Genomic DNA, 24,140 nt, shown 5'->3' on the forward strand with positions numbered 1-24,140 from the left:
CGACAGGAAAGACGAAACCGATGCAGACAAGCGACGTCCTCGACATCTTCCGCTCGGCCGGTGCCGTTCTGGAAGGCCATTTCATCCTGACCTCGGGCCTGCGCAGCCCGACCTTCCTGCAGAAGGCGCGCGTCTTCATGCACGCCGACAAGACGGAGGTGCTGTGCAAGGCGCTGGCCGACAAGATCCGTGCCGATGTCGCCGGCGACATCGATTATGTCGTCGGACCGGCGATCGGCGGGCTGATCCCGGCCTATGAGACCTCACGCCACCTGAAGGTTCCGGCGATCTGGGTCGAGCGAGAGCAGGGCACCTTCCGCCTGCGCCGCTTTGAAATAGAGAAGGGCGCCCGCGTCGTCATCGTCGAGGACATCGTCACCACCGGCCTGTCGATCCGCGAGACCATTGCCTGCCTGGCCGAGCTCGGCGCCGAGGTCGTGGCCGCCGCCTGCATCATCGACCGCTCGGCGGGAAAGACCGATGTCGGCGTGCCGCTGATCGCGCTTGCCGAATACGAGGTTCCGGCCTATCCGGCCGATCAGCTGCCGCCGGAACTGGCGGCGATCCCGGCGGTAAAGCCAGGCAGCCGGAATATCTGAGGCGGATGTTGAGCGCGCTCGCCTACCTCTGGCCTGTCGTGGCCGCGATCTTACCCTCCCCTTTGTGGGGAGGGTCGATCCGCGAAGCGGAGCGGGGTGGGGGTTCGATTGGCTCCGCCCTGTCTACCCCCACCCCGGCGCTGCGCGCCGACCCTCCCCACAGGGGGGAGGGTGGCAGGGCAACACCATGATCCTCGGCATCGGCAGCGACCTCGTCGACATCAGGCGGATCGAAAAATCGATCGCCAGGCATGGCGAGCGTTTTGTCCAGCGCATCTTCACCGACGTCGAACAGGAGCGCGCCGAGAGCCGCCGCGGCCGGATCGCCTCCTATGCCAAGCGTTTCGCCGCCAAGGAGGCGTGCTCCAAGGCGCTCGGCTGCGGCATTGCCGAGGGCGTGTTCTGGCGCGACATGGGCGTGGTCAACCTGCCGGGCGGGCGGCCGACGATGCAACTGACCGGCGGCGCGGCGAAGCGGCTGGCAGCGATGCTGCCGGACGGCCATCGCGCCGTGGTCCACCTGACCATCACCGACGATTTTCCCCTCGCGCAAGCCTTTGTGATCATCGAGGCGCTGTCGGTCGAATAACGGCCACTATCTTAAGGTTTTGGCGGCGGCTGGGACATTGCCCCGGCGACGGCGAGCCCTTATACCCATCGCGACCTACAATCGAGGACGACATGAGCGTGGCTGAAAAACAGAAGAAGTCCGGCGGGCTGGGCGAGACCGTAAGCGTCATTGTCCAGGCGCTGCTGCTCGCCCTGGTGATCCGGACGTTGCTGTTCCAGCCGTTCTCGATCCCATCGGGTTCGATGCGGCCGACGCTGCTCGAGGGCGATTATCTGTTCGTCACCAAGTGGGCCTACGGTTACTCGCGCTATTCGCTGCCGCTGTCGCCCAACCTGTTTGACGGCCGCATCTTCGGCTCGGATCCCGAGCGCGGCGACGTCGTCGTCTTCAAGTTCCCGCCCAACCCTTCGCTCGACTACATCAAGCGCGTCGTCGGCCTGCCGGGCGACCGCATCCAGATGAAGGAAGGCCAGCTCTACATCAACGGTACCGCCGTTGCGCGCGAGAAGGTCGGCCAGATCGACAATCCCGACATCACCGAGGTCAACCGCCCGGTCGACGTCTATCGCGAGACGCTGCCGAACGGCGTTTCCTACGACACGCTCGACCTGACGCCGAACGCGATCGGCGACGACACCCGCGAGTTCGTCGTGCCCGAAGGTCATTTCTTCATGATGGGCGACAACCGCGACAACTCGACCGACAGCCGCTTCAATGTCGGCTTCGTGCCGGGTGAAAACCTCGTCGGCCGCGCCAACATCATCTTCTTCTCGATCGCCAACGGAGCAAGCCCGCTGGAAATCTGGAAGTGGCCGACCGAGATGCGCGCCTCGCGCCTGTTCAACTTCGTCCGATAGGCATGGCTGGCAAGCGGCTCACCGCAACGGAACTCGCCGACGCGCTGCAACTCCGCACCGGCCACATCTTCCGCGACCACCAGCGCCTGCAACGGGCGCTGACGCATGGCAGTGCGCGCAGCGCCCATGCCGGCGTCGACTATGAGCGTTTCGAGTTCCTGGGTGACCGGGTGCTCGGGCTGGCTGTTGCCGACATGCTGCTGGCCGACTTCCCGAACGCGCCCGAAGGCGAGCTTTCGGTCAGGCTCAACGCGCTGGTCAATGCCGAGGCCCTGGCCCAGATCGCCGACGAGATCGGCCTCGCCGAGCTGATCCGCGCCGGCAGCGAGGTGCGCAACCTCGCCGAGCGCAAGCGCGTCAACCTGCGTGCGGATGCGCTGGAATCGCTGCTTGCCGTCGTCTATCTCGATGGTGGGATGGACGCCGCCAAGCGCTTCATCCACAAATTCTGGAAGCCGCGTGCCGAAGCCGCAGGCGCGGCCCGCCGCGACCCCAAGACCGAATTGCAGGAGTGGGCGCACCAGGCGTCGACTTCAGTGCCTGCCTACCAGATCGAAAGCCGCACCGGCCCGGATCACGACCCCGTCTTTTCGGTGAGCGTGCGGGTCGGCCAATTGTTGCCCGCCACAGGCACCGGCCGCTCCAAGCGCGAGGCCGAGCAGAACGCCGCCGCCGCCCTCTTGGTGCGCGAGGGCGTATGGAAGAACGAGGAGATCGCATCGTGACCGATGCCCCTGAGACCGCCACGCCCGCGACGGGTGCCACCCGCTCGGGCTTCGTCGCCCTTCTGGGCGCGCCCAATGCCGGCAAGTCGACGCTGGTCAACCGGCTCGTCGGCGCCAAGGTGTCGATCGTCACCCACAAGGTGCAGACCACGCGCGCCATCGTGCGCGGCATCGCCACCCACGACAACGCCCAGATCGTGTTCATCGACACGCCGGGAATCTTCAAGCCGAAGCGTCGCCTCGACACGGCGATGGTCACCACCGCCTGGGGCGGGGCCAGGGACGCAGACGTCATTCTGGTGCTGATCGACGCCGAGCGCGGCATCAAGGGCGACGCGGCAGCCATCCTCGAACGCCTCAAGGACGTGCGCCAGCCCAAGGTGCTGATCCTCAACAAGGTCGACCGGGTCGATCCCGAAAAGCTGCTGAAGCTGACGGCGACCGCCAACGAGGCTGTCGAGTTCGAGCGCACCTTCATGGTTTCGGCGCTGACCGGCTCCGGCTGCAAGGATTTGCTCGACTTCCTGGCCAAGCGCCTGCCAGAGGGTCCGTGGTATTATCCCGAGGACCAGATCTCCGACCTGCCGATGCGCCAGCTGGCGGCCGAGATCACCCGCGAGAAGCTCTATCTCAGGCTGCATCAGGAATTGCCGTATTCGTCTCACGTGGAGACCGAAAAGTGGGAAGAGCTGCCGAACGGCTCGGTCCGCATCGAACAGGTGATCTTTGTCGAGCGCGACAGCCAGAAGAAGATCGTGCTCGGCCACAAGGGCGAGACGATCCGCGCCATCGGCCAGGCGTCGCGCATGGAGATCGCCGGCATACTCGAGCAGAAGGTGCACCTGTTCCTGTTCGTCAAGGTGCGCGAGAACTGGGGCGACGATCCCGAGCGCTACCGCGAAATGGGACTGGATTTCCCGCACTAAGCTGCAACCAGTCTCCTGGTCGCCCAAAGTCTTCGGGCCTGTCAGCATGAGCCGAGGCCGCATGTCCGCGTCGGCGGCCATGCCTCACAGCACTTGAAGCCCGAGGTTGCGCAAGAGATCCGTCGCCTGGCTTTTCGAGATGGCGGCACCTTTCAGGAATGCCGCATCGTTGAGCTTGAGCGGCCCGAGGTCGCAGCCGCGCAGGTCGGCGCTTTCGAAGCGGCACAGACGCAGGGCAGCACCGCGCAGGCTGCAGCCATCGAAAACGGCTTCGCGGAAGTCGCAGTTCCTGAGGTCGGCGTCGCTGAAATCGAGGCTTTCAAGCGTCTTGCGGCGAAACGAAACGCCTGACAGGAACACGCTGACAAGCCGGCACTCCTGAAAGTCGATGCCGTTCATCGAGCAGTCGGCGAAGGTCGCGCCGGTCAGCTTGCAGCGACGGAAAGCGGTGGTGTTGAGCCGCGAGCGCGTCCAGTCGGTGTTCGACAGGTCACAGCCCTCGAATTGTGCGTCGACCGCATCGATGGACGTAAGCTTCGCCCGCGACATGCGGCAGTTGATCCATCGGCTGTCCGCCAGATTTGTCGCCGCGAAGTTGCATTCCGGCATGTTGCAGTCGACGAATTCGCAGCCGCTGAGATCGAGGCGCGCAAGCGAAGTGCCGAGCAGGTCGAGGCCGCTGAACGATTTCTGGCCTGCGGCGAGGCGGCCGGGGAGGGCTGTGTGGTCTTCCGGAGTGCTTGGCATGATCTCGTTGCGAGGCAAAGGGCCTCGTGTTCGATTGATTCTGACGACACCATTTGCTTAGCAGTTCGGGACGAGGAAAGCTGCTTGTCGCGGGAGCCCCGGCGTCGATGGCGACGTGGCCGGACGCATGATCTAGCCATCAATGGTTTGGCTGGAGATGCTGTCGGCTGGACGAAACCCGTATCGGAGAACATGGTTCGGGTAGGACTGGTCGGCGATCTGGAAACGCGTTTCCCCGACCTTCTCAAAGCCCTTTCTCAGGTAGAAGTCCGTGGCGCGGGTGTTTTCCGCATTGACCGTGAGCCAGACATCCGGCCGGCTGGCAGCAGCGCAATATCGCAGGGCTTCCGCGAGCAGTCTTGCGCCGGCGCCGGAGCCCTGGTGGCGGGGTTGGACGTAGAGCGTCGAGATTTCGAGGTCGGAGCATCCCGCTACAGGCGCCGGCGAACCCAACGAGACGTGGACGAATCCGTCGATGCCGACGGTGTTTTGCGAGACCAGGATGGTCTGGCCAGCCTGCGTCAGGATCCCTTCGAAGCGGGCGGCGGTGAAATGATCCAGGGCGTAGTCGGCGAAGAACGCACTGACGCCGTTGCGAATGTAGGTGTTCAGCCAGACTTCCAGGCCGAGCGCGGCGAGGCTGGAGGCATCCGTCAGTCTGGCCGGTCTGATCACGTTCGGTCCATTCTATCCAGTGTGGGTCAAGCTGCGGATAGGGGATGGCTCGCTGTTTGGGAAGGCACGACAACCTGCACGCGCAACGTTGGCGAAGGTTTCATCGGCCGTCCGAATTCGTCGGCTGGCTTTGGGATGGTTTCACACCGAGGAACTCGTCGCCCCTCGGAACCGGAAGCGGCATGCGTCGGGCTGCTGGCACAAGGGCTGGCACGGAGAAACGCATTCACCCCGGCGGCGCGGGCGGTTATACAGGCCCGACCGATTGCACTGGACCTTGCCATGACCGATACCGTTCTCAACCGTTTCCTGCGCTACGTCGTCATCGACACCCAAGCCGACGGAAGCTCGACCTCCCAGCCGTCGACCGAAAAGCAGAAGAACCTCGGCCGCCTGCTGGTCGAGGAACTGCAGGCGATCGGCCTTGGCGATGCGCATCTCGACGAGCATGGCTACGTCTACGCCACGATCCCGTCGAACAGCGACAAGCAGGTGCCGGTGATCTGCTTCTGCTCGCACATGGACACCGCCCCTGATTTCACCGGCACCAATGTCAAGCCGCAGGTGATCCGGAACTATGCCGGCGGCGACATCGTGCTGCCGGGCGATCCCTCCCGCGTCATCCGGGTGAGCGAGCATCTCGAACTGAACAACCAGATCGGCAACGACATCGTCACCACCGACGGCACGACCTTGCTGGGCGCCGACGACAAGGCCGGCGTCGCCGAGATCGTGGCGGCGGCCAAGGTTCTGGTCGACAATCCCGACATCAGGCACGGCACGGTCAAGATCCTGTTCACCACCGACGAGGAGATCGGCCGCGGCGTCGACAAGGTCGACTTCGCCAAGCTCGGCGCAGCCTTCGCCTACACCATGGATGGCGAGACGGCTGGCACCATAGAGGACGAGACGTTCTCCGCCGACGGCGTCGAGATATCGATCTCGGGCGTCGCCATGCATCCCGGTCTTGCCAAGGGTCGCATGGAGAACGCCATCAAGATCGCCGGTGCCATCATCGACCGGCTGCCAAGGGACATGGCGCCCGAGACGACCGAAGGCCGGCAGGGCTTCGTCCACCCGACCAGCGTCAGCGGCTCGATGGAAAAGGCGACGATCAGCCTGATCGTCCGCGATTTTCGCGACGAAGGGCTGGCCGAAAAGGAGGCCATGCTCGAACAGATCGTCAGCGACGTTGTCTCGGCCTATCCCGGCTCGACCTACAGCTTCACCGTCAAGGAGCAGTACCGCAACATGAAGGTGGTGCTCGACCGCCACCCCGAGATCGTCGAGAACGCCGTCGAGGCCATTCGCCGCGCCGGCATGGAACCGGTGCGCGGCAGCATCCGTGGCGGCACTGACGGTTCGCGCCTGTCGTTCATGGGCCTGCCATGCCCCAACATCTTCGCCGGCGGCCATGCCTTCCACTCGCCGCTCGAATGGGTCAGCCGCCAGGACATGGAAAAGGCGGTGAAGACCATCGTCGAACTGGCCAGGGTCTGGGAAGAGCGGGCCTAGGCGCCCGCAATTTCCCGGCCGAGGTCCGCGACGAACTCCCTCATCAGGTCCGTGCGCTGGCGGCCGATCTTGCGGCCGGCGGCGGTGAGCAGGCCTGACGACAGTTGGAACAGCTTGGTCTCGAAATGGTCGAGCGCGAAGCGCCTGTCGTCGAGCGGGCGGCGTTGCGAGAACGGGTCATTCGCGTCGTAGAGCGGCAATCCCAGCCGTCCGGCGACGTAGAACACCCGGGCAATGCCGAGCGCGCCCAGCGCGTCGAGCCGGTCGGCATCGCGCAGGATGGCCGCTTCGGGGCTGCGCGGCTCGATGTTGGCCGAGAAGCTGTGCGCCTCGATGGCATGGGCGACCGCCTCGCTACGCTCCGCACGCCAGCCGGCCTGGCGCAAGAGCCCGCGCGCCACATCGGCCGACAGGCGCGAGGCCATGGCGCGCTGCGGCGAGTTCTTCTCCACGGCAACGCAGTCGTGGAACAGCGTCGCCACCGCAAGCACCTCCATGTCCGCGCCCGGTTCCGTCGCCGCGATCCGGCAGACGAGGGCCCACACCCGCATCAGGTGCGAGCGGTCATGCGAGCCGTCGCCCTCGGCCATGGCGCCGTCCCAGCGCGCCAGCAGGCCGGCGAGCAGCGTCTCGTGCGGTGCAAACAAGCGGGCGAGGTCTTCGATTTCGGAAGCTGTCATCATGCTTCGGCCAGCACCTGCTCGACGATCGACACCAGTGCGCCGCGGGCCTCGCGATTGGTGGCGAAGTCGGCGACGGCGATGCCGGAGGCTGGCGAATAACAGGCCGCGACGAACGTCTTGGTGTTGCTGGCCGCCCGCAGGGGCGTTTTGACCGAAAGCGGCCGGCCGGCAGCTACAAGACCCCAGGGCTTATCGAGCGCCTTCGCGGTCGGTTGCTGGCTCAGCATTGTGGCAAGATCGTCGCGGTTCATTCTCGTTTCCCGTGATGCGGTCGGTGATTCCGGGCGCACTGTGGCGTGCCGATCTCGGTGACCGGTAGCGCCAGCCGGGGCAGGTGCTTGGCCAGGTTCACTCCAGCGCCGGCGCACTGCCGAGCGACAGCGCCAGCTTGCGCAGCAGCCGGGCGAGTTGGGCCTGTTCATCCCAGCTCAAGCTTTCCAGCATCAGCGTTTCCACCGCCATGTCGGCCTCGAAGGCCTCGCGGGCGCGGGAAATGCCTTCCTCCGTCAACTCCACCGGCAGGCTGCGGCCGTCGCCGTCGGAGGCCACCTGCCTGACCAGGCCAGCCTTGACCAGCTTGGCGATGCGGTTGGTGACGCCGCCCGACGAGATCATCATCGACTTGTAGAGCTCGGTCGGGCGCAGCCGGTAGGGCGGGCCCGAGCGCAGCAGCGTGAACAGCACGTCGGCCTCGCCGCTGTCGAGCCCATGGGAGGCGAAGATCGCCTCGATCTCGGGGCGGGCGGCGAGCGTGATCCAGCGGGCGCGACCCAGGATCGCCATGCCGCGGGTGTCGAGATGGGGCAGTTCCCGCGCCCACTGTGCCCGGCGCGCGTCGATGCCGTCCTGCAGGCCGTCGCTGGCCGGTTCCCCGATATTTTCGTCGAGATGTCTTGACACTAAGATAGTTCCGTCATTTATCTTAGTACTAAGATATCTCGAGGTCGACCATGACGCAACAGGAAGTTCTCCGCACCCCGGTGGCCTATGCCGCGCGCTCGCCTCTGCTGCTGCTAGCGCTGTGCGGCCTCGTCTTCGCCACCCGCATCATGATCTCCAAGGCGGCGCTGAATGCCGGCATGCAGCCGTTCCAGCTGGCGCTGGTCGCCAATGTCGGCGCCGGCATGATCCTGCTGCCGCTGCTGGCCGCGTCGGGGCAGGGCATCCCGCGCGAGCGGCGCCATCTCGTGCTCTACCTGGTGCTCGGCATCATCAGCTTCACCATCCCGACCGTGCTCGGCTACTATATCGTGGACCGCGTCGGGCCGGCCTACACCTCGACCGTCTATTCGCTGTCGCCGCTGCTGACGATGAGCTTCGCCGCCGGGCTCGGCATCGAGCGCATGTATCTCAGGCGCTTCGCCGGCATCCTGATCGGTCTTGCCGGCATGGCCGCGCTTGTGCAGCAGCAGATCGCCGAGATCGACTTCTCGCAGACCGTCTGGGTGCTGCTCGGCATCATCATTCCGGCCTGCGCCGCCGCCGGCAACATTATCCGCACGGCCTACTGGCCCAAGGGCTCGTCGGCGCTCGCCTTCTCCTGCGGCATCCTGCTGAGCTCCAGCCTGATGGTGGCGCTGGTGGCGCCGTTCTTCGAGGCGCCGTCGAGCTGGATCTTCCTCGACCGCGACATCCTGTTCTGGATCGGCTGCATGGTGGCGACGTCGGCCAGCTCCTACCTGCTCAACTTCCGCCTGCAGGAGATCGGCGGGCCGGTGTTCTTCAGCCAACTCGGCTATTGGGGCACGGGCTTCGGCGTGGTGCTGGCAGCCCTGCTGTTCAACGACGTGCTGACCATGCTGTCGGTCGTGGGGCTTACCGCGATCATCGCCGGCGGTGTGCTGGCCAACCGCAAGTGCGCCTGATCAATTCAATCGTCAACGAGGAGAACGACATGTCTTTCCAGGCCTATCTCGACACCATCAAGACCAAGACCGGCAAGGGGCCGGAGGAACTGGCAGCGCTCGCCGACGGCAAGGGATTTTCCGACGGCGGCAAGCTGAAGCCAGGCGTCAAGGCCGGGCAGATCATCGAATGGCTGCGCGACGAGTTCGCCCTCGGCCACGGCCATTCGATGGCGGTCTATGCGCTTTTGAGCGGCAAGAAGAAGCCCGGCGACAAGTAGCAACGGACTGGATCAGCCGGCTTTTGCCGGCTCGGCCAGCACGGCGGAAACGAAGCCGCGCAGGCCGGCGGCGACGAAGTCCTGGACCTTGCCCTGCGGGTCGAAACCCCACCACAACAGCGAGCCTTGCCATTGCGAGGCCATCAGCAGGCCGATGCCGCGGGGTGCTGTGGCAACATCAGTGAAGCGCTCGTCGAGGGCGGCTGACAGCGCCACTTTCCAGGTAGCACCGCGGGCCCGGAGTACGGGATCGCGCAGATCCTCGCGCAGCACCAAGAGACCTTCGGCATAGGTTTCGATGCCGCCATAATCCGACAGGCCGACAAGCAGCTCGATCGCCCCTTCGGGCGTCCTTGGCGTCGAGGCGGCCAGCGCTGCCGTCCTGGCGTCGAGCCCGTCCCAGGCATGCAGCAGCGTTGCCTGCTTCAGCCTGGCCTTGGACTTGAAGCGCTGCACCAGCGTCGCCGGCGACAGGCCGCAGGCACGGCCGAGGCTTTCGAAGGTCAGCGCATCGGGGCCGTTGTCATGCAGCAGCCGGGAAGCGGCGACGAGCACGTCATGGTCGGAAAGGGTCTTGGGGCGGGGCATATTGACCGTTAATTTATAAACGAATATTCATTTATATATCGCCCTAAAGGTGATTTCCAGCCTTCGACCGACACAATTTCGGGAGAGATCGATGACACTGCAAGGGAAAGTGGCGCTCGTCGCCGGCGGCAGCCGCGGCGCGGGCAGGGGCATTGCCATGGAACTGGGCGCGGCCGGCGCCACCGTCTACGTGACCGGGCGCACGACCCGCGACCGGCAATCCGAATACCAGCGGCCCGAGACGATCGAGGAAACCGCGGAGGCCATCGATGCGCTGGGCGGCAGAGGCATCGCGGTGCGCGTCGACCATCTGGTGTCGGACGAGGTGCGCGATCTCGTCGCCCGAATCCGCAAGGAACAGGGCCGGCTCGACATCCTGGTCAACGACATCTGGGGCGGCGAGAAGCTGTTCGAGTGGAACAAGCCGGTGTGGGACCACAATCTCGACAACGGCCTCCGTATGCTGAGGCTATCCATCGATACGCATCTGATCACCGCCCATCACGCGCTGCCGCTGATGATCGAGAAGTCGGGCGGGCTGCTGGTCGAGGTGACCGACGGCACGGCCGAATACAATGCCGTGAACTACCGCCTGTCGCCGTTTTACGACCTGTGCAAGGCGGCGGTGCTGCGCATGGCCTGGGCCCATGCCAAGGATCTCGCTCCGCATGGCGCGACCTCGGTAGCGATCACGCCGGGCTGGCTGCGCTCGGAAATGATGCTGGAGCATTTCGGCGTGACCGAAGCTAACTGGCGCGACGCGCTCGAAAATGTTCCGCATTTCGCCATCTCCGAAACGCCGCGCTTCGTCGGCAGGGCGGTGGCGGCTCTCGCCGCCGACCCCGACGTTGCGCGCTGGAACGGCCAGTCGCTGTCGAGCGGCGGACTGGCGCAGGTCTATGGCTTCACCGACCTCGACGGCTCCAGGCCCAATGCATGGCCCTATGTCGTCGAGGTGCAGGATGCGGGCAAGCCGGCGGATACGACGGGTTATCGCTGAGCACAGACATTTCCGATCGGAGCTTTGCTCCGAGCCAGTGCCTGGGCGCTCGGTCCGGTCGCGAAGCTTGATTCATGGTGATATCTGGCCTTGACCGTATCCCCTCCGGGGGGATAGCAATTGGACATGACGGAACATGCTCACCACCACGCCTCCCATCCCGACACGGTCAAGCGGTTGAAGCGGGCCGAGGGCCATCTGCGCGGCATCATCGCCATGATCGATGCGGGCCGCCCCTGCCTCGACATCGCCCAGCAGCTTCATGCCGTCGAGAAGGCGGTCGGACAGGCCAAGCGCACGCTGATCCAGGATCATCTCGACCATTGCCTCGAAGACGCGGTCGGAACCTTGCCGCGCCAGCAGCGCCAGTCGATCGACGAATTCAAGGAAATCACCAAGTACCTCTAGGCCGCGCCGCGGCCGTTCTGCGGCCACGTCGGATGCCGAAGGACTGACTGGCCCTCGGGCCGCCGAACACCGCCAGGGCGACGATGCTGCAGATCCTTTCCAACCGAACCTATCGCCACCTTTTCGCGGCGCAGCTGATCGCGCTGCTGGGCACCGGCCTTGCCACCGTTGCGCTCGGGCTCCTGGCCTACGAACTGGCGGGGCCCGATGCCGGCGTGGTGCTCGGCACGGCCCTGGCGATCAAGATGATCGCCTTCGTCGCCGTGGCACCCGTCGCGGCAGCCTTTGCCGAACGCCTGCCGCGTCGTTCGATGCTCGTCTGCCTCGATCTCGTGCGCGCGGCGGTGGTGCTGCTTCTGCCCTTCGTCACCGAGGTCTGGCAGGTCTATGTCCTGATCTTCGTGCTGCAGTCGGCCTCGGCCGGCTTCACCCCGGCATTCCAGGCGACGATCCCCGACGTTTTGCCCGACGAGAAGGACTATACCCGCGCGCTGTCGCTGACCCGGCTGGCCTATGATCTCGAGAGCCTTGTCAGCCCCATCCTGGCGGCCGCCTTGCTGACGGTGGTCAGCTTCCACGAACTGTTCGCCGGCACCGTCGTCGGCTTCCTGGCGTCGGCAGCACTGGTGGTCTCGGTGACGCTGCCGAGCGCGAAGCTGTCGGCGCCGCGCGGCATCTATGAGCGGACGACGCGCGGCGTGCGCATCTATCTCGCCACGCCCAGGCTGCAGGGCCTGCTCGCGGTCAGCATGGCGGTCGCAGCCTCCGGCGCCATGGTGATCGTCAACACCGTCGTCATCGTGCAGGGCGAGTACGGCCTGTCGCAGAAGGCGACGGCCTTGGCGCTCGCCGCCTACGGCGCAGGCTCGATGACGGCGGCGCTGATGCTGCCGAGAATCCTCGACCGGGTGCAGGACCGCTCGATCATGCTGGCGGGCATTTCCCTGCTGGCGCTCGGCCTCGTTTCCGGCACGCTGGTGCAGGGCTTTGCTTCGCTTTTGCCGCTGTGGTTCATACTCGGCCTCGGCTATTCGATGGCGCAGACACCGGCAGGCAGGCTGCTCCGCCGCTCTTCGCGCGCCGAGGACAGGCCGGCGCTGTTTGCCGCGCAGTTCGCGTTGTCGCATGCCTGCTGGCTGATCACCTATCCGCTGGCCGGCTGGCTTGGCGTGAAGGTCGGCCTGCCGGCGACCTTCGTCATCATGGCCGGCATCGCGGCCGCGGCGGTTGCCGTGGCCTTGCGCCTGTGGCCGTCGTCCGATCCCGATGTCGTCGACCACCATCACGACGGACTTGCCGACGACGACCCGCACTGGGCCGAAGGCGGGCACCGCCTCGGCCATCGCCACGCCCATGGCTTCGTCATCGACACGCTGCACCCGCAATGGCCGCGCCACGGCTGAGGCAGCCTGACGTCCGTGCCGCAGTGACGTTGCCGCGGAATCGTGTCATTCCGCTAGCATGAAGGGGATGCGGCTCATCTTGCGGGACAGGCTGTCGGCTGGCGCCATCGCCGGCATGGTCGCCTTCATGCTGCTGTTTCAGGCGCTGCTTTCAGGTGCCGCGACAGGCGCCATGGCCGCCTCCGCCGCCAATCCGCTCGGCGTTATCTGCACAATGGAGGGCATGGACCCGGCAGGCGGCGACACACAGCCCGCCCGCAGCCCCGCGGAGTGTCCCTGCGGCACGCTGTGCCAGCTGTCAGCGACCGCAACGCCCGGCCTGCCGGGCGAGCAACTGGCCTTCATCCTTGAGCGGCCCGAGGCGAGTGGCACAGTCGTCGCCGAAAAGCGGCAGCCGGCACCCCGGGGCCTGCGTGGCCTGATCGCCGAGGCGAGGGCGCCTCCGCACGTCTCCATCTGACGTCGAAACCTGCGGGCCCGTGCGGCTCGCGCTTCCACGCTTATGGAGACAACAATGTCCGAAACGACCCCCGGACGGGAGAACGCCGTCGCGCGCTCTGCGTCCAATCTGTATCGCGCCGTCTGGCGCTGGCACTTCTATGCCGGGCTGATGGTGCTGCCCTTCATGGTCACGCTCGCCGTGACAGGCGCGCTCTACCTGTTCAAGGACGAGATCGACGGTTTCGTCTATCCCGAGATCAAGCGCGTTGCCATCGAGCAGGGCAACGTTGCGCCGGAAGCCATGGTGGATGCGGCCTTGGCCACTTATCCCGGCACGGCGGTGAAGTACCTCGACCCGTCGACGCCGGAGAGCCCGGCCGAGATCACGGTTGCGACGGCCGACTTCGGCAAGCTGGCCGTCTATGTGAACCCCTACAGCGGCGCGGTGCTGGGCGCCTTGCCCGACCGCGGCACCATCATGTGGACCATCCGCACCCTGCACAGCCTGAAATATTTCGGCGACACAGCACGGCTGCTGATCGAGCTTGCCGGCGGCTGGTCGATCCTTTTGGTCGGCACCGGCATCTATCTGTGGTGGCCGCGCGGCAAGAAGGGCGGTGTCTTCACCGTGCGCGGCAAGCCCAGGAACCGCATGTTCTGGCGCGACCTGCACGCGGTGACCGGCCTGCTCGTCGGTTTTTTCATCGTCTTCCTGGCAGTCACCGGCATGCCCTGGTCGGGCGTCTGGGGCGAGAAGGTCAATGAATGGGCCAATGGCAGCAACTTCGGCTATCCCTCGGGCGTGCGCGTCGACGTGCCGATGTCGGGCGATCATCTCGACCATGTCTCCAAGACGTCGTGGTCGCTGGAGCAGGCCAGGCTGCCGGAATCCTCGGTCGCCGCCGGCACGCCGATCGGACTCAATAAGGCGGTCGAGACCTTCGACAGGCTCGGCCTGCATCGCGGCTATGCAGTCGCGATCCCGGCCAAGCCGGAGGGCGTCTACACCGGTTCGGTCTATCCCGACGACGCGGCCCGGCAGCGGGTGATCCATCTCGACCAGTACAGCGGCGAGCCGCTGATCGACATGGGTTTTGCCGACTACGGCCCGGGCGGCAAGTGGATGGAATGGGGCATCTCTGTGCATATGGGGCAGGAGTTCGGCCTGGTGAACCAAATGGTGCTGCTGGCCGCCTGCCTCGGCATCGTGCTGCTTGCCGTATCGGCGGGGGTGATGTGGTGGAAGCGGCGTCCGGCAGGGTCGCTCGGCGTGCCGCCTCTGCCCGAAGACACAAAGGTGTTCCGCGGGCTGATCGCCATCCTCGCCATCGGCGGCATCGTCTTTCCGCTCGTCGGCATCTCGCTGCTGGCGATGCTGGCGCTCGACTGGGCCGGCACGCGCGTGCTGCCTCCACGTTTCGCCTGACGCGATGCGGCCGCTGCCCGACGGCGGCGGCCGCCTTGGACCAAACGGCTTTGCTTGACCCGTGGCCCATCATGAGGCACTGACGCCGTCCCGAAAAAAAGCCCTCATCAACGGACTGGCAGGACAATGACCACCGGCAAGCATGGCGGCCATGCAGGCATCGCTTTCGCACTCATCGTGACCAGCACGGTGCTCGGCATCGCCGGCACAGATCTCGTGCTACCGGCCGTGCCGAGCCTGCCGGAGGTGCTGGGCGGCACCTATGCGCAGGCGCAGTTCGTGCTGGCGGCTTTCGTCACCGGCGCGGCGGTCGGGCTGCTGGCCTTCGGCACGCTGGGTGCGCATTTCGACCAGCGCCGCCTGCTGGTGGCCTCGCTCGTCGCCTATGGCCTGGTCTCGGCTGCGGCCGGCATGAGTACGTCGCTCGACATGCTGATCGGCCTGCGCTTTCTGCAGGGCGCGGCGGGTTCGGCGGCTGCGGTGTTCGCGCCTGGCATGATCCGGGCGCTGTTCGGCGACCACCGCGCGGTCAGCAAGCTCGGCCTGCTCGGCTCGATCGAGGCGCTGACCCCGGCGCTCGCCCCCGTGGCCGGCGTGTGGCTGCTGTCGCTCGCCGGCTGGACCGCGTCATTCTACGTCATCGCCGTGCTGGCGCTGGTGCTCGCCGCCGCCGTTGCCGGCCTTGGCAGGCATCTGCCGGCGCTGACGACGGGCAAGGGCGCGGGCGGCTACGCCCACCTGCTGCGCGACGCCACCTTCCTGCGCTATGCGGTGAGCCACGCCTTCACGCTGGGCGCGCTGCTGGTCATCGTCTTTGCAGCGCCGACGGTGTTCGTCGCGGCCCTCGGCGCCGGGCTCAAGGACTTCATCATCATGCAGGTGACGGGCATCGTCACCTTCATCATCGCTGCCAACTGGACCGGCCGGCTGGCCGGGCGTTTCGGTGCCGAACGCATGATCTGGTTCGGCACCGGGCTGGCCGCACTCGGCGGCGTGGCGATGCTGGGCTATGGGCTGCTGGGTGGCGCCAACACGCTGGTGATCACTGCGCTGTTCGTGCCGTTCAACTTCGGCCTTGGCTTCCGTGGCCCACCCGGTTTCCATCGCGCCGTGGTGGCCTCGCAGGGCGACGATGCCCGTGGCGCAGCCCTTGTGGTGGTCGCCATCCTCGGCACCACGGCGGCGGGCACCGCTGTCGTCGCGCCCTTCATCACGGGGGGGCTGCTGCCGCTTGCCATCGTTGCCGCCGCACTGGTGCTGGTTGCGTTGCTGCTGCTGGCGGCGATCCCGCCGCTGAAGGACAAATGAGGGCGCTCCGGCTCGTCCGGAGGCCTTAGCCAATGTTCTTGATTTCGCCGCCCAACCGGCTGATGGTCCGGCCATGGAATGGCGCGACGAAGGAATCATCCTCGGCACCCGCAAGCATGGCGAAACCTCGGCCGTGCTCGAGGTGATGACGCGTACGCATGGCCGCCATCTCGGGCTGGTGCGCGGCGGCCGCTCGCGCAAGCAGCAGCCGGTGCTGCAGGCCGGCAACCGTGTCGACCTGATCTGGCGGGCGCGGCTCGACGAGCATCTAGGCACCTTCCAGGCCGAGCCGATCGAGCTCAATGCTGCCAGGCTGATCGACAGCGCCGTCGCCGTCTACGCCTTGCAGACGCTGGCCGCGCATCTCAGGCTCCTGCCCGAACGCGACCCGCATGCCGGACTTTACGAGACGCTGGCGATCCTGATCGCGCATCTCAACGACGCCGAAGCCGTTGGCGAACTGGTGGTCCGCTTCGAACTGCTGGTGCTCGACGAACTCGGCTTCGGCCTCGACCTCTCCGAATGTGCCGCGACCGGCGCCGTCGAGGACTTGACCTATGTTTCGCCGAAGTCGGGCCGCGCCGTCTCGCGTGCCGCCGGCGAGCCATGGCGCGACAAGCTGTTCCCGCTGCCGCCTTTCCTGCGGCGCGGGGCGCGGCAAGGAGCCGACCTCGCAGCCATCGAGGATGCGTTCCGGCTGTCGAGCTTCTTCTTTGCCCGCCACGTCTACGAGCCGCGCGGCATCGAGGTGCCCGATGCCCGCAGCGGCCTGCTGATGGCGCTCAGGAAATTCTATGGCGCCCGCGCCATCTCCCATGGAGAAACCGCCGCATGAGCGACGTCGAACTGTTCCCTGGCCATGTCTCGCCGCTTGGCCTGGGCACCATCCCGCACGAGGACGTGCATCTTTTTTCCGGAAGGGAGCTGCTCCAGCGGGTTGTCGACGGCCTTTATCCGGCGCCGCCGATCGCCGGGGTGATGAATTTTACCGTCACCGAAGTGGATGAGGGGCGGGTGGTCTTCCGCGGCGTGCCCAATGGGCGCCATCTCAACCCGCTCGGTACCGTGCATGGCGGCTGGGCTGCGACCATTCTCGATTCGGCGCTCGGTTGTGCCGTGCACAGCACGCTCGCCAGGGGCGAGGCCTATACGACGGTCGAGTTCAAGGTGAACCTGACGCGCCCGATCACGCCCGATACCGGCGAGGTCGTATGCGAGGGCGGGGTGATCCACAAGGGACGCACGCTCGCCGTGTCCGAGGCGACGCTGAAGGACAGCAACGGCAAGCTGCTGGCCTTCGGTACCGAAACATGTTCGATCTTTCCCGTCGCCAATCTGGCGGCGCGGTGAGCCGGCCAATCTGAGGGGGAACGGCCATGCTTGAGAGCCTTCTGGGCGTGATCGCCATCGTCGCGCTGTTCATCATCATCTCGAAGCAGCAGTCGCGGCTCGGCCTGCTCGAGCGTGAACTCGGCGCGCTGCGCAGCCTGGTGCTGTCGGGCGCCGTGCCCGCCCCGGCCGCCAAGGCGGCAGAAGTCAAGGCAGCGACGGTGAGCGAGGCGGCCTTGCAAGAGGCGTTGGCCGCTGAAGTGGCCGAGCAGCCAGCCACTGCGGAACCTGTTGCGGCAGCCGAGGCGGCGCCAGTAGTCGTGACGGAAGTGGTGGCGCCCGTCGAAGAGTTGCCCGTGGCTGCGAATGCCGAGGCGGATGCGGCCGCGTCCGGGCCTTGGGCTGCTGCGGCAGCCGGGTCGGCACAAGCAGGAGCGCGCGAGGCGCCCGATATCGAGACCACGCTCGGCACCCGCTGGGCGGTGTGGGTCGGCGGCCTGGCGCTCGCATTCGGCGCGGTGTTCCTGATCAAAGTTTCCATCGAATCCGGTTTCTTCGGTCCTGGTGCGCGCCTGAGCATGGCGGCCCTGCTTGGGCTGGTGTTGGTCGGCGGTGGCGAGTTCATCCGCCGCACCGGTTTCCGCGTGCCGATCCAGAACGGCGGCAGCGCCTACATCCCGGCAATCCTGACGGCGGCGGGCGCCTTCACCCTGTTTGGCACCATCTATGCCGCGCACGGGCTTTATGGCTTCATCGGCGCCGGCACGGCCTTCGTGCTGCTCGGCATCGTCGGCGTGGCGACGATCGCCGCAGCTCTTGCCCACGGCCAGGCCCTGGCCGGCCTCGGCCTGCTCGGCGCGATGGTGACGCCGGCGTTGGTGTCCTCCACCGCGCCCAATTTCTGGGCTCTGTTCGGCTACCTCGCCATCGTCCTGGTGGCGACCGCGGCCGTTGCCCGGACGCGCCGCTGGTCGCTGTTGATGGGGGCCGCCTTCGTCGGCACCGGCCTGTGGACGCTGCTCTACCTCGCCGACGCGCCATTGGCCGATTTCAACATCATCCTGTTCATCAGCGCGGTCACGCTGGCGGCTCTCGCCTTGCTGTGGCTTGGGCGCCGCGATGACACGACGGTGCTCGACTGGCCGTCGATGGTGCCGGCGTTTTTCGTGGCCGTGACAGCCATGGTGCTGTTCATCCACCCGACCTACGCCGCGCTCGGCGGGCCGCTGCGCGGAACCCTGCTGCTGGTCGGCTTGCTGGCGGTAGCCCTTTACCGGCCGGCCGCGGTGTCGCTGCTGTTTGCTGCAGGCATCGCCACGGTCCTGGTCTATCTGCGAAACGCGCTGGGCGGCACCTTCGAACTCGACCTGCCGATCGGCGGGCTGATGGTCGAGGGCCTGCCGATCGAGGTCGCCGGCAGGTCGCTGACCCGCATCGGGTGGCTGCTTGGACTCATCTTTGCCGGCACCGGCCTATGGCGCGCGCAACGGCAGGTGGCGGCAGCACCCTGGCGCGCGGCAGCCTGGGCCGGATGGGGCGTTGCGGTGCCGCTGGTCGTGCTCACCTCGCTCTGGATCGCCTATGGCAACCCCGATCGCGATGTCCTGCGCGCGCTCGTCGCTGTGGTCCTGGTCGCTGCCTTCGTTGCCGGCGGCGAATGGATCGCCCGCGCCGAACAGCCGCCGCTGCAGGGCGGGCCGGCCGTCTCCTTCGCGTTTGGCGGGGCAGGGGTGGCGCTGCTGCTTGCCCTTCACATGGGTTTCGGCTCTGGCTTGACCACTGTCTTGCTTGGCCTTGCCGCGGTGGTTCCGGCGCTGGCGACGCGGCAGCGTCGATATCCGGTGCTCGGCTGGCTGAGCGTCGGCGCGGCGGTTGCCGTCCTGGCCCGCATTGCGTTCGACCCGACGATCGTCGGCGCGGACAGGCTCGGCACGACGCCGGTCTTCAACTGGATCCTGCCCGGCTACGGCGTCCCGGCGATCGCCTTCGGCTTCGCTGCATGGCAATTGGCACGGACCACCAACGGCCGGCCGCGGCTGGTCATGGAGGCGGTTGCGGCCCTGTTTTCGCTGCTGACCGTGGCGATGCTGGTGCGACATGCGATGAATGGCGGCGTCATCACCTCGAACACCCCGACGCTGGCCGAACAGGCGATCTACACGCTGATCGCGCTCGGCGGCGGCGGCATCCTGGTGGCGCTGGACATGCGCTCGCCGAGCCCGGTGCTCCGCTACGGCTCGCTCGCCATCGGCGTGCTGTCGGTGCTTTCGGTGCTGGGCCAGCACTTCCTGGTGCTCAACCCGCTGTTCACCGACGAAGGCACGGGCGGCATCCCGCTGTTCAACCTGTTGTTCCTGGCCTATCTCCTGCCGGCATTGGCGGCGGCAGCCCTAGCGTATTACGCCAGGGGCAAGCGGCCGAAATGGTATTCGGCGATGCTGGCGCTGGTCGCCGCGCTGCTCGCTTTCGCCTATGCCACGCTGTCGGTGCGCCGGCTGTTCCAGGGCGAGCATATCGGCCTGTGGGCCGGGCTCGGCCAGGTCGAGACCTATTCCTACTCGGCGCTGTGGCTCGCGATGGGCGTCGGCCTGCTGGTCGCCGGCGTGACGCTCAGGTCGCAGGTGCTGCGCATCGCCTCGGCGGCGCTGATCTCGATCGCCGTCGCCAAAGTCTTCCTGTTCGACATGTCCGAACTGGAAGGTGTGCTGCGCGCATTGTCCTTCATAGGGCTGGGCGCCGTGCTGATCGGCATCGGGCTGTTCTACCAGCGCCTGCTGACGCGTGCGGCGCGCTAGGCGCAAGGAAGGCTTAACGAAGGTTACCGGAAGATTACCTTTAAATATTTGATTTTATTGGATTCGATGCAATGTTGACGCAATCCGCCGAGGTCAGGTTGCCCTCGCACCCAACAAAATGGTGCACGGGACCTGGCTCGGTGGGTTTCTCCCCCGTTACCGCCGCGCCAGTGTCCCGCCAACGGCTGCGGAGCTCATGCTTCGCAGCCCCAATCACTGACGGAGCACCTCAATCATGACCAAGCGAAATCTGTATCTCGTCCTCTTCGCTGGCCTTGTCCCTCTTGCCGTGCCGGTGATGGCCAATGCGGCTGACGCGGCCTCGAACTACTACGCACAGCAGCAGACCGATCCCGTCCATGACTGGTCGGGCATCTATGCCGGCGTCCATGGCGGCGTCTCCTCGGAGGGCTTTCCCAATCCCTTCTCCAGCAAATCCGGCTGGCAGTTCGGCGGCCAGGTCGGCGCCAACATGCAGTCCGGCGTCATCGTCTACGGCGCCGAACTCGACGGCAGCCATTCCGGCGGGGCCAAGCACAAGCTGGGCGGCGGTGCCGAGCTGCAGCGCACCTGGAGCGGTGCCGCCAAGGTTCGTGCCGGCATGACCTTCGACAAGACGCTGGTCTATGGCACCGCCGGCTATGGCGTTGCCAAGTTCAAGTCCAAAGGCACCGTCGTTTCGGACGAGAAGTGGGAGGGCGGCTACCTCCTGGGCGGCGGCGTCGAGCAGGCCTTCGCCGGCAACATCTCGGCCAAGGTCGAATACAACTATGTCGACTATGGCGACGTCACCTCGGTGGTGTCGGGTGGTGCCCGCCGGACCGACGATTTGTCGAGCCACACCGTCAAGGCCGGCCTGAACTACCGGTTCTAGGCCGGGTCCAGGTGCATGGAAGGCAGGCCCGGCCCAATCGGCCTGCCTTCGGTGCCCGCTAAGGAATGCGATTAACCCGCTGTTAACATTACCGAAAGATTGCCTGGTCGGATCGGCATTTATTAAAATCGTGCAAGGTTTCGGCAACGAATGGCGACGAAGGTCGCCTCGCGCCAATGATATGGCGCACGGGACTCGGCCTGCGGACTTCCTCCCCCGTTTGCCGTTGCGTCGTGGCCCGTCACAGGATCGCCAAGCCAACGGCCTGGCTGTCCCAAGCAATGTCGGAGCACTACATCATGTCCAAGCGGAATCTGTTTCCCGTTCTCTTCGCTGCCCTCGCAGCCTTTGCCACCCCAGTCGTCGCCAATGCTGCTGACGTGGCATCTGATTATTACCAGGAAAGCTCCAGCGGCGCCTATGACTGGTCGGGCGTCTATGGCGGCGCCCATGTCGGCGTTTCCAATGACGGCTTCCCGAACCCGTTCTCGAGCAAGACCGGCTGGCAGCTGGGCGGCCAAGTTGGCGCCAACTTCCAGTCCGGAATGTTCGTCTATGGCGCCGAGGCTGACGCCAGCTTCTCCAACGGCGCCCGCCACAACATCGCCAATGGTGCCCAGCTCGAGCGCAAGTTCGACGCCGCGGCCAAGGTCCGCGCCGGCGTCGCCATGGACCGTACGCTGGTCTACGGCACCGCGGGCTACGGCGTGAGCAAGTTCGATGCCCGAAGCAACGTCACCTCGGGCAGCAACTGGGAAGGCGGCCTGCTGCTGGGCGCCGGCGTCGAGCAGGCGATCAGCGACAAGGTCACGGCCAAGGTCGAGTACAACCGCGTCGACTACGGCAAGGTGCGGTCGACGGTGGGTGGAACCCAGCAGGCCGACGAGCTCGACAGCAACACGCTGAAGGCGGGCCTGAACTACCGGTTCTGAGCGGCCAGAGCACTCCCGAAGGCGGGCATGCCGGACATGCCCGCCTTTCTCGTTCTTGAATGAATATTCAGCAAGGTATATCTGTATATCCAGAAGGGATATGCAGATGCCTCTCTACATCAGGGACAACGAAGTCGATGCACTGGCGGCCGAACTGCAGGCCGTCACCGGCGCTGCCAGCAAGACCGAAGCGGTGCGGACTGCGCTGCGTCACGAACTTGCCCGCAACCGTGCGAAAATCCCGCTGCGCAATCGCCTTGCCAGCCTGCAGGAGAGGGTGGCTGAACTGGGCTTGCCCAACCCCGATTTCGATATGAAGAAGTTCACCGACGAGATGTGGGACGGCGAGTAATGTTCGTCGATGCGTCGGTGATCGTTGCCATCCTGAACCAGGAACCGGGCTGGGAGGAACTGGTCAAGCAACTGAGCATGGACACTAGCGAACGCCTTGTTTCGCCATTGGTGCGCTTCGAGGCCATCATGTCGCTTGCGCGCGCCGTGTCAGGCGGCAGCGGCAGGAAGCCGACGCCGGCGATGATCCTTCAGGCTGGACTGGTCGTTGATGATTTCATCAACGAGATCGATGCGCGGGAGATTCCGATCTCGGATGAGATCGGAATAGCGGCGGTTGATGCCGCGGCACGTTACGGCAAGGCGGTCGGGCACCCTGCCGATCTCAACTTCGGCGACTGCTTTGCCTATGCCTGCGCCAGGGTGCAAAAGACGAAGCTTGCCTACAAGGGCAATGATTTCGCCCAGACCGACCTGGCCTGACGGAACGCGAGGCCAGAATTGGTTCTTATTCCGCCGGCACCAGTGCCGGATGCCTGGCGACGGGGCGTTCCTTGATCGGCCAATGAACGGCCGCGGCAAACAGGCCGAGCGCGACGCCGAGCCACCAGACGGTATCGTAGGAGCCGAAGTGGTCGTAGAGGTAGCCGCCGAGCCAGACGCCGAGGAACGAGCCGATCTGGTGCGAGAAGAAGACGATGCCGCCCAGCATGCCGAGGTGGCGCGTGCCGAACATGATGGCGACGAGGCCGTTGGTCGGCGGCACGGTCGACAGCCAGAGCAACCCCATGAGGACGGCGAAGATGACGACGCTGGTCGGCGATTGCGGCAGCAGCAGGAAGGCAGCTACCAGCGCCGACCGGGCGAGGTAGATCCAGGCCAGGAAGCGCGGCTTCGAGTATTTCTGGCCGATGATGCCGGAGGCGAGCGAGCCGATGATGTTGAAGAAGCCGATCAGGGCGAGCGCGATCACCGCATAGCGGGCGTCGATGCCGATGTCCCTGATATAGGCCGGGAAATGGGCGGTGATGAAGGCGACCTGGAAGCCGCAGACGAAGAAGCCGGAGACCAGGAGCAGGTAGCTCCGGTGGCCGAAGGCTTCGGACAGGGCCTGGCTGAGCGTCTGCTGGATTTCGGCCTGGGAGGCCTTGCCCGAGCTTGAATTGCCGACCAGCGGGATGGCCAGCACCGGGATGACCAGCATGGCGATCGACATGTAGACCAGCGTGTCGGACCAGCCATAGGCATCGATCAGGCCCTGGCTGATCGGCGCGAAGATGAACATGCCTGCCGACCCGGCGGCGGTGCCGATGCCGAACACCATGCTACGATTGTTTGGGTTGGTGTTGCGGGCAAAGGCGGCCAGCACGATGCTGAACGACCCGGCGGCGACGCCGAGACCGACCAGAACGCCGCCACTCAGATGCAGCATGCCCGGGCTGTCGGCCGAGGCCATCAGATAGAGGCCGAGCGCGTAGAGCACTGCGCCGAGCGTCAGCACGCGCCATGTCCCGAAGCGGTCGGCGACGGCGCCGAAGATCGGCTGCCCCAGGCCCCAGAACAGGTTCTGGATGGCCATGGCGAGACCGAATGTGGTGCGGTCCCAGCCTTTTTCGGCGAGCATCGGCAACTGGAAGAAGCCCATTGCAGAGCGCGGCCCGAAGGTAAGCGCGGCGATCAGGCAGCCGCAGATGATGATCAGCCACGGCACCGCCTTGCCCGACCTGGTGGTTGCCGCTGCTGCCTTCATCGTCGCTTCTCCCGTGAGGACGCCCCTTTTAGCCGATCCGATGTCATGTTCAAAATCAATTGAACTACCGCATGCTTCAACATTTCTGATGGGTCGGGAATAGGCGCAGCACGGCAAGCGTTAGTTGCATGCTTGGGTAATAGCGGCGGATCTCAGGGGCCGCTTGCGTCGC

28 protein-coding genes are annotated in these 24,140 nt (G+C 65.9%); 21 read left to right on the forward strand and 7 right to left on the reverse strand.

Features of this window, described 5'->3' with window-relative positions; translation table 11 throughout:
- The first annotated feature begins 20 nt into the window (after positions 1–20).
- The 5 genes from pyrE (at position 21) to era (ending at position 3,678) form a co-directional block, all read left to right on the forward strand.
- Positions 21–599: an orotate phosphoribosyltransferase gene (gene pyrE / locus ASC75_RS18635; RefSeq protein ID WP_055978513.1), complete on the forward strand. Its 579-nt coding sequence runs from the start codon at positions 21–23 to the stop codon at positions 597–599.
- Positions 600–786: 187 nt separating this feature from the next.
- Positions 787–1,188 carry a holo-ACP synthase gene (gene acpS, locus ASC75_RS18640; protein ID WP_055978515.1) on the forward strand — a complete coding sequence of 134 codons (402 nt, stop codon included), beginning with the start codon at positions 787–789 and terminating at the stop codon, positions 1,186–1,188.
- Between the two features lie 92 nt (positions 1,189–1,280).
- On the forward strand, positions 1,281–2,027 hold the full coding sequence (lepB, locus tag ASC75_RS18645; protein ID WP_055978518.1) for a signal peptidase I: 747 nt from the start codon (positions 1,281–1,283) through the stop codon (positions 2,025–2,027).
- A gap of 2 nt (positions 2,028–2,029) precedes the next feature.
- Entirely contained in the window at positions 2,030–2,752 is a 723-nt protein-coding gene (rnc, locus tag ASC75_RS18650) for a ribonuclease III (protein ID WP_055978521.1), read from the forward strand.
- The gene (gene era, locus ASC75_RS18655) at positions 2,749–3,678 is read left to right on the forward strand and encodes a GTPase Era (RefSeq protein ID WP_156381317.1); all 930 of its coding nucleotides are present in this window, start codon (positions 2,749–2,751) and stop codon (positions 3,676–3,678) included. Before rnc ends, era begins: the two co-directional genes overlap by 4 nt.
- 84 nt (positions 3,679–3,762) lie before the next feature.
- Here the strand turns inward: era and ASC75_RS18660 are convergent, their stop codons facing one another.
- Complete coding sequence (locus tag ASC75_RS18660) at positions 3,763–4,425, reverse strand: pentapeptide repeat-containing protein (protein ID WP_156381318.1); 663 nt, start codon at positions 4,423–4,425, stop codon at positions 3,763–3,765.
- A gap of 132 nt (positions 4,426–4,557) precedes the next feature.
- On the reverse strand, positions 4,558–5,100 hold the full coding sequence (locus ASC75_RS18665; RefSeq protein WP_055978526.1) for an N-acetyltransferase: 543 nt from the start codon (positions 5,098–5,100) through the stop codon (positions 4,558–4,560).
- Positions 5,101–5,382: 282 nt separating this feature from the next.
- Between ASC75_RS18665 and pepT the strand changes: the two genes are divergently transcribed.
- The gene (pepT, locus tag ASC75_RS18670; protein WP_055978528.1) at positions 5,383–6,615 is read left to right on the forward strand and encodes a peptidase T; all 1,233 of its coding nucleotides are present in this window, start codon (positions 5,383–5,385) and stop codon (positions 6,613–6,615) included.
- On the opposite strand, the gene ASC75_RS18675 is transcribed toward pepT, so the two are convergent.
- The 3 genes from ASC75_RS18675 to ASC75_RS18685 all read right to left on the reverse strand — a co-directional run bounded on the left by ASC75_RS18675 (position 6,612) and on the right by ASC75_RS18685 (position 8,198).
- The gene (locus tag ASC75_RS18675) at positions 6,612–7,295 is read right to left on the reverse strand and encodes an HD domain-containing protein (protein ID WP_055979220.1); all 684 of its coding nucleotides are present in this window, start codon (positions 7,293–7,295) and stop codon (positions 6,612–6,614) included. The two genes, pepT and ASC75_RS18675, sit on opposite strands and share 4 nt — an antisense overlap.
- Positions 7,295–7,549 (reverse strand): hypothetical protein, encoded by a 255-nt coding sequence (locus ASC75_RS18680; protein WP_055978530.1) that lies wholly within the window; start codon positions 7,547–7,549, stop codon positions 7,295–7,297. The genes ASC75_RS18675 and ASC75_RS18680 overlap by 1 nt, the downstream gene beginning before the upstream one ends.
- 97 nt (positions 7,550–7,646) lie before the next feature.
- A complete protein-coding gene (locus ASC75_RS18685) occupies positions 7,647–8,198 on the reverse strand; it encodes a MarR family transcriptional regulator (protein ID WP_055978532.1) in 552 nt (183 codons plus the stop codon).
- Between the two features lie 50 nt (positions 8,199–8,248).
- On the opposite strand from ASC75_RS18685, the gene ASC75_RS18690 reads away from it, so the two are divergent.
- Complete coding sequence (locus tag ASC75_RS18690) at positions 8,249–9,163, forward strand: DMT family transporter (RefSeq protein ID WP_055978534.1); 915 nt, start codon at positions 8,249–8,251, stop codon at positions 9,161–9,163.
- A gap of 29 nt (positions 9,164–9,192) precedes the next feature.
- Complete coding sequence (locus tag ASC75_RS18695; protein WP_055979223.1) at positions 9,193–9,423, forward strand: DUF4287 domain-containing protein; 231 nt, start codon at positions 9,193–9,195, stop codon at positions 9,421–9,423.
- 12 nt (positions 9,424–9,435) lie between these two features.
- Here the strand turns inward: ASC75_RS18695 and ASC75_RS18700 are convergent, their stop codons facing one another.
- A complete protein-coding gene (locus tag ASC75_RS18700; protein WP_055978537.1) occupies positions 9,436–10,011 on the reverse strand; it encodes a TetR family transcriptional regulator in 576 nt (191 codons plus the stop codon).
- 91 nt (positions 10,012–10,102) lie between these two features.
- Here ASC75_RS18700 and ASC75_RS18705 point away from each other — a divergent pair, with 91 nt between their 5' ends.
- From ASC75_RS18705 to ASC75_RS18765, 13 genes are all read left to right on the forward strand, one after another.
- Positions 10,103–11,011 (forward strand): SDR family oxidoreductase, encoded by a 909-nt coding sequence (locus ASC75_RS18705; RefSeq protein WP_055978540.1) that lies wholly within the window; start codon positions 10,103–10,105, stop codon positions 11,009–11,011.
- A gap of 126 nt (positions 11,012–11,137) precedes the next feature.
- Positions 11,138–11,419 carry a metal-sensing transcriptional repressor gene (locus tag ASC75_RS18710; protein ID WP_055978542.1) on the forward strand — a complete coding sequence of 94 codons (282 nt, stop codon included), beginning with the start codon at positions 11,138–11,140 and terminating at the stop codon, positions 11,417–11,419.
- 83 nt (positions 11,420–11,502) lie between these two features.
- The gene (locus ASC75_RS18715; protein WP_055978544.1) at positions 11,503–12,822 is read left to right on the forward strand and encodes an MFS transporter; all 1,320 of its coding nucleotides are present in this window, start codon (positions 11,503–11,505) and stop codon (positions 12,820–12,822) included.
- 67 nt (positions 12,823–12,889) lie between these two features.
- Positions 12,890–13,282: a DUF2946 family protein gene (locus ASC75_RS18720; protein ID WP_055978546.1), complete on the forward strand. Its 393-nt coding sequence runs from the start codon at positions 12,890–12,892 to the stop codon at positions 13,280–13,282.
- 54 nt (positions 13,283–13,336) lie between these two features.
- Positions 13,337–14,689 (forward strand): PepSY domain-containing protein, encoded by a 1,353-nt coding sequence (locus ASC75_RS18725; RefSeq protein ID WP_055978548.1) that lies wholly within the window; start codon positions 13,337–13,339, stop codon positions 14,687–14,689.
- Positions 14,690–14,815: 126 nt separating this feature from the next.
- Positions 14,816–15,997, forward strand: coding sequence for an MFS transporter (locus ASC75_RS18730; protein WP_055978550.1), 1,182 nt, complete (start codon positions 14,816–14,818; stop codon positions 15,995–15,997).
- A gap of 73 nt (positions 15,998–16,070) precedes the next feature.
- The gene (gene recO / locus ASC75_RS18735; protein WP_055978552.1) at positions 16,071–16,832 is read left to right on the forward strand and encodes a DNA repair protein RecO; all 762 of its coding nucleotides are present in this window, start codon (positions 16,071–16,073) and stop codon (positions 16,830–16,832) included.
- Complete coding sequence (locus ASC75_RS18740; RefSeq protein ID WP_055978554.1) at positions 16,829–17,347, forward strand: PaaI family thioesterase; 519 nt, start codon at positions 16,829–16,831, stop codon at positions 17,345–17,347. Before recO ends, ASC75_RS18740 begins: the two co-directional genes overlap by 4 nt.
- 26 nt (positions 17,348–17,373) lie before the next feature.
- Positions 17,374–20,121, forward strand: a complete 2,748-nt coding sequence (locus ASC75_RS18745) for a DUF2339 domain-containing protein (RefSeq protein ID WP_055978556.1) — start codon at positions 17,374–17,376, stop codon at positions 20,119–20,121.
- A 235-nt stretch (positions 20,122–20,356) separates the two neighbouring features.
- Positions 20,357–20,995: an outer membrane protein gene (locus tag ASC75_RS18750; protein ID WP_082496661.1), complete on the forward strand. Its 639-nt coding sequence runs from the start codon at positions 20,357–20,359 to the stop codon at positions 20,993–20,995.
- 299 nt (positions 20,996–21,294) lie between these two features.
- Positions 21,295–21,927: an outer membrane protein gene (locus ASC75_RS18755; RefSeq protein WP_244487877.1), complete on the forward strand. Its 633-nt coding sequence runs from the start codon at positions 21,295–21,297 to the stop codon at positions 21,925–21,927.
- 106 nt (positions 21,928–22,033) lie between these two features.
- Entirely contained in the window at positions 22,034–22,279 is a 246-nt protein-coding gene (locus tag ASC75_RS18760) for a type II toxin-antitoxin system VapB family antitoxin (protein ID WP_055979230.1), read from the forward strand.
- A complete protein-coding gene (locus ASC75_RS18765; protein ID WP_055978561.1) occupies positions 22,279–22,701 on the forward strand; it encodes a type II toxin-antitoxin system VapC family toxin in 423 nt (140 codons plus the stop codon). The genes ASC75_RS18760 and ASC75_RS18765 overlap by 1 nt, the downstream gene beginning before the upstream one ends.
- A gap of 25 nt (positions 22,702–22,726) precedes the next feature.
- Here the strand turns inward: ASC75_RS18765 and ASC75_RS18770 are convergent, their stop codons facing one another.
- Positions 22,727–23,968, reverse strand: coding sequence for an MFS transporter (locus ASC75_RS18770; RefSeq protein ID WP_055978563.1), 1,242 nt, complete (start codon positions 23,966–23,968; stop codon positions 22,727–22,729).
- Positions 23,969–24,140 lie beyond the last annotated feature (172 nt).

This window comes from Aminobacter sp. DSM 101952 (assembly GCF_001424795.1).
GTDB lineage: Bacteria > Pseudomonadota > Alphaproteobacteria > Rhizobiales > Rhizobiaceae > Aminobacter > Aminobacter aganoensis.